Origin of the sequence: Haemophilus sp. C1, assembly GCF_001276515.1 — a bacterium.
In the GTDB taxonomy this organism is placed as follows: Bacteria; Pseudomonadota; Gammaproteobacteria; order Enterobacterales; family Pasteurellaceae; genus Haemophilus.
The window spans coordinates 45,354-58,585 of sequence record NZ_LDVZ01000004.1; the positions used below are offsets into that span (position 1 = coordinate 45,354).

12 protein-coding genes are annotated in these 13,232 nt (G+C 37.7%); 10 read left to right on the plus strand and 2 right to left on the minus strand.

Translation table 11 applies throughout. The features are described 5' to 3' along the window. Positions 1–62: 62 nt before the first annotated feature. The 10 genes from murD (at position 63) to ABW51_RS02615 (ending at position 11,824) form a co-directional block, all read left to right on the plus strand. A complete protein-coding gene (murD, locus tag ABW51_RS02570; RefSeq protein WP_053465436.1) occupies positions 63–1,376 on the plus strand; it encodes a UDP-N-acetylmuramoyl-L-alanine--D-glutamate ligase in 1,314 nt (437 codons plus the stop codon). Between the two features lie 22 nt (positions 1,377–1,398). Then, the gene (gene ftsW / locus ABW51_RS02575; protein ID WP_053465437.1) at positions 1,399–2,583 is read left to right on the plus strand and encodes a putative lipid II flippase FtsW; all 1,185 of its coding nucleotides are present in this window, start codon (positions 1,399–1,401) and stop codon (positions 2,581–2,583) included. 11 nt (positions 2,584–2,594) lie between these two features. Further along, entirely contained in the window at positions 2,595–3,650 is a 1,056-nt protein-coding gene (gene murG, locus ABW51_RS02580; RefSeq protein WP_053465438.1) for an undecaprenyldiphospho-muramoylpentapeptide beta-N-acetylglucosaminyltransferase, read from the plus strand. 96 nt (positions 3,651–3,746) lie between these two features. Continuing rightward, positions 3,747–5,174, plus strand: coding sequence for a UDP-N-acetylmuramate--L-alanine ligase (murC, locus tag ABW51_RS02585; RefSeq protein WP_053465439.1), 1,428 nt, complete (start codon positions 3,747–3,749; stop codon positions 5,172–5,174). Between the two features lie 85 nt (positions 5,175–5,259). Then, positions 5,260–6,180, plus strand: a complete 921-nt coding sequence (locus tag ABW51_RS02590) for a D-alanine--D-alanine ligase (protein ID WP_053465440.1) — start codon at positions 5,260–5,262, stop codon at positions 6,178–6,180. Then, the gene (locus ABW51_RS02595; RefSeq protein ID WP_053465441.1) at positions 6,180–6,944 is read left to right on the plus strand and encodes a cell division protein FtsQ/DivIB; all 765 of its coding nucleotides are present in this window, start codon (positions 6,180–6,182) and stop codon (positions 6,942–6,944) included. Before ABW51_RS02590 ends, ABW51_RS02595 begins: the two co-directional genes overlap by 1 nt. A 15-nt stretch (positions 6,945–6,959) precedes the next feature. Then, positions 6,960–8,237: a cell division protein FtsA gene (gene ftsA, locus ABW51_RS02600; RefSeq protein ID WP_053465442.1), complete on the plus strand. Its 1,278-nt coding sequence runs from the start codon at positions 6,960–6,962 to the stop codon at positions 8,235–8,237. A gap of 81 nt (positions 8,238–8,318) precedes the next feature. Next, a complete protein-coding gene (gene ftsZ, locus ABW51_RS02605) occupies positions 8,319–9,581 on the plus strand; it encodes a cell division protein FtsZ (RefSeq protein WP_053465443.1) in 1,263 nt (420 codons plus the stop codon). 43 nt (positions 9,582–9,624) lie between these two features. After that, complete coding sequence (lpxC, locus tag ABW51_RS02610; RefSeq protein WP_053465444.1) at positions 9,625–10,542, plus strand: UDP-3-O-acyl-N-acetylglucosamine deacetylase; 918 nt, start codon at positions 9,625–9,627, stop codon at positions 10,540–10,542. 124 nt (positions 10,543–10,666) lie between these two features. Continuing rightward, positions 10,667–11,824 carry a chorismate mutase gene (locus tag ABW51_RS02615; RefSeq protein WP_053465445.1) on the plus strand — a complete coding sequence of 386 codons (1,158 nt, stop codon included), beginning with the start codon at positions 10,667–10,669 and terminating at the stop codon, positions 11,822–11,824. 39 nt (positions 11,825–11,863) lie between these two features. Here ABW51_RS02615 and rapZ read toward each other — a convergent pair whose 3' ends face one another. Further along, positions 11,864–12,721: an RNase adapter RapZ gene (gene rapZ, locus ABW51_RS02620; RefSeq protein ID WP_005637682.1), complete on the minus strand. Its 858-nt coding sequence runs from the start codon at positions 12,719–12,721 to the stop codon at positions 11,864–11,866. A 15-nt stretch (positions 12,722–12,736) separates the two neighbouring features. After that, complete coding sequence (ptsN, locus tag ABW51_RS02625) at positions 12,737–13,231, minus strand: PTS IIA-like nitrogen regulatory protein PtsN (protein ID WP_053465446.1); 495 nt, start codon at positions 13,229–13,231, stop codon at positions 12,737–12,739. Position 13,232: the final 1 nt, after the last annotated feature.

The window sequence follows — 13,232 nt, forward strand, 5'->3', positions numbered from 1 at the left end:
GGAAATTTATATTTCTATCAATAATATAATTTTAAAATTTATAGCAATTAAGAAGAAAGAAAATGAACGCCTATCAAAACAAAAATATTACTATCATCGGGCTTGGCAAAACAGGTCTTTCTTGCGTGGATTATCTCTTATCCCAACAGGCTAATATTCGTGTGATTGATACCCGAAAAAATCCTACTGGTGTAGATAAACTTCCTCAAAATATCTCTCTTCATACTGGTAGTTTAAATCAGGAATGGTTACTTGAAAGCGATATGATTGTTATCAGCCCAGGGCTTGCGGTAAAAACACCTGAAATTCAAACCGCACTTAAAGCTGGCGTAGAAGTAATCGGTGATATTGAATTATTCTGCCGCGCTGCGACAAAGCCTATTGTGGGGATTACCGGTTCAAATGGAAAAAGTACTGTTACTACTTTAGTTTATGAAATGGCGAAAGCTGCTGGCGTGAAAGTTGGTATGGGTGGAAATATTGGGATTCCAGCTTTGTCATTATTAAATGAAGATTGTGAATTTTATGTATTAGAGCTGTCTAGTTTTCAGCTTGAAACAACTTACAGCTTAAAAGCTGCGGCTGCAACGGTCTTGAACGTGACTGAAGATCATATGGACCGCTACGTGGATTTAGAAGATTATCGCCAAGCAAAATTACGTATCTATCATAATACTAAAGTAGGTGTGTTGAATAATGAAGATAGGCTGACTTTTGGGGAAGGCGAAAATCAAGCAGAACAAATCGTTTCTTTTGCAGAAAATGGTGCGGATTATTGGCTAAAAACTGAAAATGGCAAGCAATACTTAATGGCAAAAGATGAAGTAATTTTGCCTTGTGAAGAAGCAACATTAGTTGGTCGCCATAATTATATGAACATTTTGGCGGCAACGGCATTGGCACAAGCTGTCGGTATTAATTTAGATTCAATTCGTACCGCACTTCGTCATTTCAAAGGGTTAGATCATCGTTTTCAATTAGCGCATCAAGTTAATGGCGTTCGTTGGATTAATGACTCTAAAGCAACAAATGTAGGGAGTACAGTTGCCGCATTAGCAGGCCTTTATGTGGAAGGAAAATTGCACTTGTTGTTAGGCGGTGATGGAAAAGGAGCTGATTTTTCAGAATTAGCTGAATTAATTAATCAACCATACATTATTTGTTATTGTTTTGGTCGAGATGGTGCTCAACTCGCTAAGCTTTCATCGAAAAGCCATTTGTTCGATACAATGGAACAAGCGATAGAATTTTTGCGCCCAACATTGCAAAGCGGAGATATGGTATTATTGTCGCCAGCTTGTGCAAGTCTCGATCAGTTTGCCTCTTTTGAAAAGCGCGGTGAAGAATTTACTCGTTTAGCTCAATATTCAGCCTAATTTAGTCATTAATAAAAATAAGATGGAATTTTTACAAAACATCAAAAAAAATTACGATGAATGGACACGTATCACACCGCAAGGTTTGTTGTATGATCGTGCGCTATTTTGGTTATTTGTTATTTTGCTTTTAATTGGTTTAATTGCAGTAACATCTGCTTCTATTCCTTATAGCTCTCGTTTATTTAATGATCCTTTTTACTTTGCAAAACGCGATGCTTTTTATGTATTTCTTTCTTTAGCGACTTGTTATGCCATGTTGTATATTCCAACTGAAAAGTTGGAAAAATGGAATGTAAATATTTTCTGGGCTGCCGTGGCTTTATTGATAGCCGTATTATTTATCGGTACATCAGTGAATGGTGCTAAGCGTTGGATTTCATTGGGAGTTTTGAATTTTCAGCCAGCTGAATTTGCGAAGCTAGCACTGACTTGTTTCTTGGCAAGCTATTTTACTCGTCGTTATGATGAGGTTCGAGGTAGAAAATTTAGTGCGATAAAACCCTTTATTGTGATGGGCGTGATGGGGATGTTCCTCTTAGTTCAGCCTGATATGGGAAGTACAGTTGTACTGTTTGTTATTACTTTCGGTATGCTATTTATCGTTGGCGCGCACTTTTTCCAATTTATTTTGCTTGGTGCAACAGGTGTAATTCTTGGCGCTTGGCTGATCATCTCTGCTTCTTATCGTTTAAAGCGTTTCACCGGTTTTTTAGATCCATTTAAAGACCCTTATGGTACAGGCTTCCAATTAACGAACTCTCTTATGGCATTTGGTCGTGGAGAAATAACGGGTGAAGGGTTAGGTAATTCAATTCAAAAACTAGATTATTTACCTGAAGCGCATACTGACTTTATTATGGCGATTATTGGTGAAGAGTTTGGTTTTATAGGCATTTTAATTGTTGTTATTTTGCTTGGTTTACTTGTGTTTAGAGCGTTGAAGATCGGAAAGGAATCTTTAATGTTAGAACAGCGTTTTAGAGGATTTTTAGCGTTAGGTATTGGCTTTTGGATTTTCTTCCAAGGCTTTGTTAATTTAGGTATGGCGCTTGGAATGTTGCCGACTAAAGGTTTAACTTTTCCACTCGTGAGTTATGGTGGTTCGAGTATTATTATTATGTCAGCGACTATTGGCATTTTATTACGTATTGATCACGAAAACCGTTTACTTCGCGCAGGTCAAGCACGACTACGCGATGATTAGAGATAAAGAAGATGAAAAATAAAAAATTATTAGTGATGGCTGGTGGAACTGGCGGTCATGTTTTTCCAGCGATAGCTGTGGCCCAATTTTTACAAAAACAAGGATGGGATATTTGCTGGTTAGGGACCAAAGATCGAATGGAGGCTCATCTTGTACCAAATCATGGAATCCCGATTAGATTTATCCAAATTTCGGGTTTGCGTGGTAAAGGTATTAAAGCTTTATTAAGCGCGCCTTTCGCGATTTTCCGTGCTGTGTTGCAGGCAAAAAAAATTATTCAAGAAGAAAAACCTGACGCTGTGCTTGGAATGGGGGGGTATGTTTCAGGCCCTGGAGGTATTGCTGCAAAACTTTGCGGTGTACCGATAATTTTGCATGAGCAAAATGCGATAGCGGGTTTAACGAATAAATGGTTAGCTAAAATTGCAACTCGTGTATTACAAGCGTTTCCAAGTGCTTTTCCTCATGCTGAAGTTGTAGGAAATCCAGTTCGAGAAGATTTATTTAAGATGCCATATCCTGAAGTTCGTTTTGCGGAGCGTAAGGAAAAATTACGAGTCTTAGTAGTCGGTGGTAGTCAAGGCGCGCGAGTGCTCAATCATACTTTACCTAAAGTAGCCGCCCAGCTTGCAGATAAATTAGATATTCGTCATCAAGTAGGTAAAGGTGCGGTAGAAGAAGTTACCAAACTTTATGGCGAGAATTCAGAACAAGTTAAGATAACAGAATTTATTGATGATATGGCTGAGGCTTATGCCTGGGCTGATGTGATAATTTGCCGTTCTGGCGCATTAACTGTATGTGAAATTGCGGCAGTTGGTGCAGCAGCTATTTTTGTACCTTTCCAGCATAAAGATCGTCAACAATATTTGAATGCGAAATATTTGGCTGATGTGGGGGCAGCAAAGATTATAGAACAGGCAGATTTAACGCCTGAAATTCTGGTGAATTATTTAAAAAACTTTACTCGTGAAAATTTATTACAAATGGCTGAGAAAGCGAAAGCAATGTCGACTCCTCTCTCTGCACAACGAGTTGCTGAGGTTATTATAGAAAATTCAAACTAATTGATATTCCAAAGAATAAGAAAAATATTGCGATTTTCAACCGCACTTTTAGAATAGGCACCAATATTTTGCCAATGTGTCAAAAAGGAAAAATAAATGAAACATTCCCACGAAGAAATTAGAAAAATTATCCCTGAAATGCGTCGAGTGCAACAAATTCATTTTATTGGAATTGGTGGTGCGGGAATGAGTGGTATTGCTGAGATTTTATTGAATGAAGGCTATCAAATCTCTGGCTCAGATATTGCTGACGGCTTAGTAACTCAACGTTTAACTCAAGCTGGAGCAAAAATCTACATCGGCCATGCAGAAGAACATATTGAAGGGGCCAGTGTTGTTGTTGTATCCAGTGCGATAAAAGATGATAACCCTGAATTAGTTGCAGCGAAACAAAAACGCATTCCAGTGATTCAACGAGCACAAATGTTGGCTGAAATCATGCGTTTCCGTCATGGTATTGCTGTTGCAGGAACACACGGGAAGACGACGACAACCGCTATGATTTCCATGATTTACACTCAAGCAAAACTCGATCCAACGTTCGTTAATGGTGGTTTGGTGAAATCTGCAGGTAAAAATGCACATTTAGGTGCTAGTCGTTATTTAATTGCTGAAGCGGATGAAAGCGATGCCTCGTTTTTACATTTGCAGCCAATGGTATCTGTTGTGACTAACATGGAACCAGACCATATGGACACTTACGAAGGTGATTTCGAAAAAATGAAAGCTACCTATGTGAAATTCCTGCATAATTTGCCATTCTATGGTTTAGCTGTGATGTGTGCAGATGATCCAGTATTAATGGAACTTGTGTCAAAAGTTGGTCGCCAAGTGATTACATATGGTTTTAGTGAACATGCAGATTATCGCATTGAAGATTATGAACAAACAGGTTTTCAAGGTCATTACACAGTGATTTGCCCAGATAATGAGCGTATTAATGTGCTGTTAAATGTGCCAGGAAAACATAATGCGTTAAATGCAACGGCTGCACTTGCTGTAGCAAAAGAAGAAGGTATTGGCAATGAAGCTATTTTAGAAGCCCTTGCTGATTTCCAAGGTGCAGGTCGTCGTTTTGATCAGTTAGGTGAGTTTATTCGTCCAAATGGTAAGGTTCGTTTAGTTGATGATTATGGTCATCACCCAACAGAAGTGGGCGTAACGATTAAAGCTGCACGAGAAGGATGGGGTGATAAACGTATTGTGATGATTTTCCAACCTCATCGTTATTCTCGTACTCGTGATTTATTTGATGATTTTGTACAAGTGCTTTCGCAAGTGGACGCATTAATTATGCTTGATGTGTACGCAGCGGGAGAAACGCCGATTGTTGGAGCTGATAGTAAATCGCTTTGTCGCTCCATTAGAAATTTAGGAAAAATCGATCCAATCTTGGTTTCTGACACATCACAATTAGGCGACGTTCTTGATCAAATTATTCAAGATGGCGATTTGATTTTGGCACAAGGTGCGGGTAGCGTAAGTAAAATCTCTCGTGGCTTAGCTCAATCTTGGAAAAATTAAGACTTTTATAAACAGATTTTAGAAATTTGAGATGACCTTATCTATTAATTAAGGACATCAGAATAAGATATATAAGTAGGATAAAATGAATTTAAAACAAGAAAAAATTGCAGTGTTATTGGGCGGAACATCCGCTGAGCGTGAAGTTTCTCTCAATTCAGGTAAAGCGGTATTAGAGGCTTTATTAAACCAAGGTTATGATGCTCATCCTATTGATCCTAAAGAATATAATGTTGCTAATCTTAAAAAGGATGGTTTTCATCGTGTGTTTAATATTTTGCATGGTCGAGGTGGTGAAGATGGCACAATGCAAGGTTTATTAGAGCAAATTGGTTTACCTTACACTGGTTGTGGAGTGATGGCTTCAGCATTAACTATGGATAAAATGCGTACAAAAATGTTGTGGAAGGCATTTGGATTACCTGTAGCTGATATGGAGGTTGTTACCCGTGAAACCTTTGCTGATTTAGACCCTCAGGTTGTAGTAGATAAATTGGGTTTGCCGTTAATGGTGAAACCTTCTTTGGAAGGCTCTAGTGTTGGATTAACTAAAGTTAAAGCCATGGATGAGCTAAAAAGTGCGGTGGAATATGCACTTAAATTTGATAATACGATTCTGATTGAAGAATGGTTGGCTGGTGATGAATTAACCGTGCCTGTATTGGATAGCCAGGTGCTTCCAGCTATTCGTATTGTTCCTGAAGGTGAGTTCTACGATTACAATGCGAAATATATTTCTGATAATACTCAATATTTCTGCCCTGCAGGTTTAGCGCCTGAGCGTGAGCAAGAGTTAGCTATATTGGTCAAACGCGCTTATGATGCAGTGGGCTGTCGTGGTTGGAGCCGTATTGATGTTATGTGCGATGCGAAAGGTGATTTTCGTTTAGTTGAAGTGAATACGAATCCAGGAATGACGAGCCACAGTTTATTCCCAAAATCGGCTGCAAGCGTGGGTATTTCTTTTGAACAGCTTGTTGTGAAAATCTTGGAGCTAAGTGTGTAATGAACATCCTGAAAAGGAAAACTCCACAGAATATTCGTTTTGGTGAACAAAAGCCTAAATATTATTTTCATATTCGGGCTTTCTTGGCCTTGCTTGGTATACTTTTTGCTCTTGGTATCTATTTTAATTGGCAAACTCTGCTAGATAAAATGGATGATAAGCCTATTAGCGGTTTTGCATTGGCTGGACAAAAGATTTTTACTACGGATGCCGATATTAAGGAAAGCTTATTAAAAATGGGCACTCTTAAAGGCTTTTGGGGGCAAGATGTTGAGCCAATTCAAGCGCAAATAGAAGCTTTACCTTGGGTTAAAAGCTCAATTGTGCGAAAAATATGGCCAAATCGTTTAAGTATTTGGATTACTGAATATCAACCAGTGGCATTTTGGAATCAGAATCAATTTGTTACTCAGGATGGCGTTGTATTCCAACTTCCAATTGAACGCTTAAAAGAAAATACTTTGCCTTATTTAGGGGGGCCTAATTATCAAAGTTTAAAAGTATTGGAAGCATGGAATCAGATTTATGCAGATTTTAAATCAAAAAATTTAATTGCAAAAGGCATGAATATTGATGAACGTGGTGCATGGCAAGTAACACTTGATAATGACATTGTGTTAAAGTTAGGTCGTGGAGAATGGAAGTCTAAGCTTGAACGATTTGTCACGATTTATCCGCAAGTTGATGTTCCAGAAAATAAAAAAATAGATTATGTAGATTTACGATATGCGGCAGGCGCTGCAGTGGGTATGGCTGATAAATAAAAATTAGGTGCGAAAATGGTTAAAGGTGTGGAAGCTAAAACAATTGTAGGATTAGAAGTCGGTACGTCAAAAGTTGTTGCCGTAGTAGGTGAGGTATTTCCTGATGGCGTAGTGAATGTGTTAGGTGTTGGTAGTTGCCCATCTAAAGGGATTGATCGTGGCAGTATCACAGATCTTGAAGCTGTCGTAAATTCTATTCAAAGAGCCATTGAAGCGGCTGAATCTATGGCTGATTGTCAGATTATGAGTGTCACTTTGGCAATTACTGGTGAACATATTCAAAGTTTAAATGAAAGTGGTTTTGTGCCAATTTCAGATGGCGAAGTAACACAAGATGAAATTGATTCCGCACTGCATACAGCAAGCTCCATCAAGTTGCCTGAAGGTTTATCCTTATTGCATGTGATTCCACAAGAATATGCAGTGGATCGCCAGTTGAATATTAAAAATCCATTGGGTTTGCAAGGTGTCCGTTTAAAAGCACAAGTACATTTAATCGCCTGTCATCAAGATTGGCAAAATAACCTGAAAAAAGCGGTTGAGCGATGTGGTTTACAAGTGGATAAAGTCGTTTTTTCTGGTTTTGCAGCAACACATTCAGTATTAACTGAAGATGAAAAAGATCTTGGTGTTTGCTTGATTGATTTCGGTGCAGGCACAATGAATGTGATGGTTTATACAAACGGCGCATTACGTTTCAGTAAGGTTATTCCTTATGCAGGAAATATTGTGACTAACGATATTGCCCACGCTTGTACTATTTCGCGTGCGGAAGCTGAACGAATTAAAGTTAATTATGCAAGCGCATTTTACCCAGCTCGTTTGCACGGCGATAAAAAAATTGAAGTTGCAAGTATTGGTGGGCGTGCTCCTCGTTCATTAACAAAGAGTGATCTATCCTTAATTACATCAGCTCGCTACACGGAACTTCTAGGTGTTGTGAAAGACGAATTAGATAAATTAAAGGCTGAGTTGGAAACAAAACACGTGAAGTTTGAGCTTATTGCTGGCGTTGTCATTACTGGTGGTGGTGCGCAAATAGAAGATTTGAAAGAATGTGCATCTGACGTATTTAATTGCCAAGTACGTATTGGTAGCCCGCTAAATATTACCGGATTGACAGATTACGTCAATCGCCCTCAATATTCAACGGTGGTGGGTTTGTTGCAGTATAACCATAGTAACAGTGATGATGATTTGATTTCTGGAAATGATGAATCTGATGATAGAATACTAAAACTAATTTTGAATGGAATTAAAAAAATTATGAATAAAGTGCGGTCAGAATTTTGATTATTTTGATTTTTCATCTACAATAGAGAGAATTTAGGTTTTATATTGAGCCAGCTTATCTGGCCTTAACGGAGAACATCGATGTTATACCCAGAGTACCCTGAGTACGATAATTTTAATGAGTCCGGCGCACTGATCAAAGTCGTAGGTGTTGGCGGCGGTGGCGGTAATGCTGTAAACCATATGGTTATGAGTATGGTCAAGCAAGAAATGGGTGGAACTTATTTAGGTGAAAGCTCATTAACTTCAGAAGAGCATGGCCGTATTATTTTTTATGCTGTAAATACAGACGCTCAAGCATTACGTAAAAGCCAAGTTCAACAAACTGTACAAATTGGTGGAGAAACTACCAAAGGTTTAGGTGCTGGGGCAAATCCGAATATTGGTCGTAAGGCTGCTGAAGATGATCAGGAAGAAATTCGCAAAATGCTTGAAGGTGCGGATATGGTCTTTATTGCAGCTGGTATGGGCGGTGGTACTGGTACTGGTGCAGCGCCTGTTGTCGCAAAAATAGCTCAAGAATTAGGTATTTTAACTGTTGCTGTTGTGACCAAACCATTTGCTTTTGAAGGCAAGAAGCGTATGCAATTTGCAGAGCTCGGTATTAAAGATTTATCCCAATATGTTGATTCAATGATTATTATTCCGAATCAACAAATCCAAAAAGTTCTCTCTAAAAATGCTAAATTAATTGAGGCTTTTGCTGCTGCAAACGACGTGTTGCGTAATTCCGTGATGGGAATTTCAGATATGATTACCTCTCCTGGTTTAATTAATGTGGACTTCGCTGATGTAAGAACAGTGATGTCCGTTCAAGGACAAGCCATGATTGGTTTTGGTTCAGCTATGGGAGAACCTGGTGAGGGTAGAGCAGAAGAGGCTGCTTGTCTTGCAGTACGTAACGATCTTCTAGAAAAAATAGATCTTTCTAACGCTCAAGGTATTTTAGTTAATATTACTGCTGGAATGGATTTAGTTTTTGAAGAGTTTAACATTATAGGTGAGACAATAGGTAGTTTTGCTTCTGAAGAAGCGACAGTTGTTGTTGGTACGAGTCTAGTGCCTGAGATGAGTAATGAAATTCGAGTGACTATTGTGGCAACAGGATTAGGAGAAATCGCCCCAACTGAGTCTGTTCAAGTATTGCGACCTTCTCGTCCAGTTGAGCCAGAAGGTACAGGTCGCGTAAATATTGTGCCTGATATACATACTCGTGAGCCAGTAGAAACTCAAAAAACGCCAGCGGAAGAATATCATCGCCCGCTGGATAAACCTATTACAGATCGTTTAGAAGCATTTAAGAAAAACAGTTTCTTTAATCCTGCGCAACGTGAAGAAAATTAATTTAATTGGTTTTGAGAAATACCTGGAATATTAAGGTAGTAGAATGATTAAACAAAGAACATTAAAACAAAGTATTAAAGTAACAGGCGTTGGCTTGCATAGCGGTAAGAAAGTGACTTTAACGTTACGTCCAGCTATGCCAAATACCGGTGTTGTTTACTATCGTACAGATTTAAATCCAGCTGTGGCATTCCCTGCTGATCCAAATTCAGTGCGTGATACAATGCTTTGTACTGCATTAATTAATGAGCAAGGTGTACGAATTTCTACCGTTGAACATTTAAATGCCGCACTATCGGGCCTTGGTATTGATAATATCATTATTGAGGTTGATGCGCCTGAGATTCCTATTATGGATGGTAGTGCGAGTCCATTTATCTATTTGTTATTAGATGCTGGAATTGAAGAACAAAATGCACCTAAGAAATTTATTCGTATTAAAGAATATGTTCGAGTTGAAGATGGTGATAAATGGGCTGAATTTAAACCTTACAATGGTTTCCGTTTAGATTTCACTATTGATTTTGAGCATCCCGCTATTGGCAAAAATGTTCGCAATTATGTCATGGATTTCTCTGCTCAAGCATTTGTTCATCAAATTAGTCGAGCAAGAACATTTGGTTTCATGAAAGATATAGAATATCTTCAATCTCAAGGGCTAGCATTAGGTGGTAGCCTTGATAATGCTATTGTTCTTGATGATTATAGAATTTTAAATGAAGATGGCTTACGCTTTAAAGATGAACTTGTTCGTCATAAAATGTTAGACGCAATTGGCGATCTTTATATGGCTGGTTATAACATTATTGGTGATTTCAAGGCTTATAAGTCTGGTCATGGTTTAAATAACAAGTTACTACGTGCTGTTTTAGCAAATCAAGAAGCGTGGGAGTTTGTAACTTTCGAAGATAAAGAACAAGTACCTCAAGGATATGTTGCGCCTGTTCAAGTATTTATCTAATCATTTTATTTTTGAAGAAGCTATATTTCTGCTAAGAAGTATAGCTTTTTTATTTTCATCGCACTTTAAATGACTAAGGCTTAAAAGTGCGGTTTGTTTTTCTTATTTTTTATAAGGGGATGCTATGAAGCTAGAATTATCTGAAATTCGCCAACAAATTACGCAAATAGATCGTAGTTTATTAAAATTGCTTTCTGAGCGTCATCGTTTAGCTTTCGATGTAGTGAGAAGTAAAGAGATTTCGCAAAAAGCTTTACGTGATGTAGAGCGAGAACAGCAACTTTTACAAGAATTAGTTCAATTCTCAGAAAATGAGAATTATCAACTTGAACCACAATATATCACTTCAATTTTCCAAAAAATTATTGAAGATTCAGTATTGACCCAGCAAGTCTATTTGCAGAATAAACTTAATGAACAACGCAATCAAAATTTACATATTGCTTTTTTAGGTAAGAGAGGGTCTTATTCAAATTTAGCTGCACGTAATTATGCTGCTCGTTATCAAAAACAATTTGTAGAACTAGGATGTCAGTCTTTTGAGCAAGTATTTGAAAAAGTGCAAAGTGGAGAGGCTGATTTTGGTGTATTGCCTTTAGAAAATACAACATCAGGCGCTATTAATGAAGTTTATGATTTGCTCCAGCATACAGACCTATCATTGGTAGGCGAGCTAGCTTATCCAATCCAGCATTGTGTTTTGGTAAATGGCACGACTAAATTAAGTGAAATCGATACTTTATATAGTCATCCGCAAGTAATTCAACAATGTAGTCAATTTATACATAGTCTTGATCGAGTACATATTGAGTATTGTGAAAGTAGCTCACATGCAATGCAACTTATTGCAAGTTTAAATAAGCCGAATATTGCGGCATTAGGAAATGAAGATGGTGGTAAATTGTATGGACTTAGCGTATTAAAAACTAATATTGCTAATCAAGAGAACAATATTACGCGTTTTATTGTCGTTGCTAAAGAACAGCGTGAGGTTTCACCACAGATACCGGCAAAAACATTATTGCTAATGACAACTTCACAGCAAATTGGCTCATTAGTTGATGCACTTTTAGTTTTCAAAAAACATCAAATTAATATGACGAAATTAGAATCTCGTCCAATTTATGGGAAACCTTGGGAAGAAATGTTTTATCTCGAAATAGAAGCGAATATCCATCATCCTGATATTCAGCAAGCTTTGGAAGAGTTAGAGAATTGTAGTAACTATCTAAAGATTTTAGGTTGTTATCCTAGCGAGATTGTAAAACCTGTTAATTTATAAGAAAGTGTGGTCAATAAAATTATTTTTGACCGCACTTTTTTATGCCTTTTTATTTCGTTCTAAAGATTTATGCTGAATTTGGACGATTTTCCCTTTAGCTTGAAAATATTCGCCTAACTGCTGTGCTATATAAACGGAGCGGTGTTTGCCTCCAGTACATCCAATGGCAATGGTTAAATAGCTACGATTGTTTTTTTCTAACATTGGCAACCAAGTATCAATATAGTTACGAGTGAGGTAGATAAATTCATTCACTTGTGTATGGCTATTTAGAAATTCTGCTACTGGCGCATCTAATCCTGTCATTGGGCGTAATGTTGGATCCCAATGTGGGTTAGGTAAGAAACGTACATCGAAAACATAATCCGCATCTAAAGGAATTCCATATTTAAAGCCAAAAGATTCAACAACGATTTTTAGTTCTTTATCACTATTTCCTCGTAAAAATTCGCGTAGACGTTCCGCAAGAGTATGAGTAGAAAGATGGGTAGTATCAATAATAAAGTTGGCGTGTTGAATTAATGGCTCAAGGTAGCGATATTCTTCATCTATTGCTGCTTCAAGAGATAAATCTTTCAAGGAAAGTGGGTGCAGACGGCGTGAATCGCTATAACGACGAATCAATGTACCACGATCTGCTTCAAGGAAAATAATCTTTAATTGATGATATTTTTGTAAAGTATTTAGGGTTTGTTCAAGAGTATTGGCTGAATTAGGAATATTACGAATATCAAGGCTGATTGCGACCGAAGATTGGGATTGAGATAGAATATCAGTCAATTGAGGCAGTAAATCCAGAGGAATATTATCAACACAATAATATCCGGCATCTTCTAATGCTCGTAAGGCTACGGATTTTCCTGCGCCAGAACGTCCACTAATAATGATAATTTCCATAATTCCCCCTTTAAATTATTCTTGCGTTTCTTCCGGCGAACTTTCAGCTCTATCTGAAATCTCAAAAACTTGCCAAATTTCATCCGCACTTTTGGCTGAACGTAATTGTTTTAACATATTTTTATCGGTAAGTTTTTCGATTAATGATGCCAATATAGGGATGTATGTTTCGCATTGATTCTCTGGAATAAGTATAGCAAAAATTAAATCTACAGGTTTACCATCAAGAGAATCATAATTAATTGGGTTATCCAATTGCATAAACATGGCAATTACTTTGTCACATACCTCAAGAGGCATTTTCGCTTTAGGCATTGCTATGCCATTGCCTAACCCTGAGTTACCCAGCTTTTCACGCTCAAAAAGAGATTCAAAGCACGCTTGCTCACCTTTATCACAGTGAAGTTTTTCTTCTACAAAATGTGCGATAGATTCAAATAATCGTTTTTTGCTAGAAAAACTAACGCCCTGACGAATATTCTCAGGGCTTAATAGTTCAGTTATTTTCATT

Coding starts and splice junctions, on each gene's coding strand:
- ABW51_RS02590 (WP_053465440.1), top strand. CDS start 5,260: ATGAATTTAAAACAAGAAAAAATTGCAGTGTTATTGGGCGGAACATCC.
- ABW51_RS02615 (WP_053465445.1), top strand. CDS start 10,667: ATGAAGCTAGAATTATCTGAAATTCGCCAACAAATTACGCAAATAGAT.
- lpxC (WP_053465444.1), top strand. CDS start 9,625: ATGATTAAACAAAGAACATTAAAACAAAGTATTAAAGTAACAGGCGTT.
- ftsA (WP_053465442.1), top strand. CDS start 6,960: ATGGTTAAAGGTGTGGAAGCTAAAACAATTGTAGGATTAGAAGTCGGT.
- ptsN (WP_053465446.1), bottom strand. CDS start 13,231: ATGAAAATAACTGAACTATTAAGCCCTGAGAATATTCGTCAGGGCGTT.
- murD (WP_053465436.1), top strand. CDS start 63: ATGAACGCCTATCAAAACAAAAATATTACTATCATCGGGCTTGGCAAA.
- murG (WP_053465438.1), top strand. CDS start 2,595: ATGAAAAATAAAAAATTATTAGTGATGGCTGGTGGAACTGGCGGTCAT.
- murC (WP_053465439.1), top strand. CDS start 3,747: ATGAAACATTCCCACGAAGAAATTAGAAAAATTATCCCTGAAATGCGT.
- ftsZ (WP_053465443.1), top strand. CDS start 8,319: ATGTTATACCCAGAGTACCCTGAGTACGATAATTTTAATGAGTCCGGC.
- rapZ (WP_005637682.1), bottom strand. CDS start 12,721: ATGGAAATTATCATTATTAGTGGACGTTCTGGCGCAGGAAAATCCGTA.
- ABW51_RS02595 (WP_053465441.1), top strand. CDS start 6,180: ATGAACATCCTGAAAAGGAAAACTCCACAGAATATTCGTTTTGGTGAA.
- ftsW (WP_053465437.1), top strand. CDS start 1,399: ATGGAATTTTTACAAAACATCAAAAAAAATTACGATGAATGGACACGT.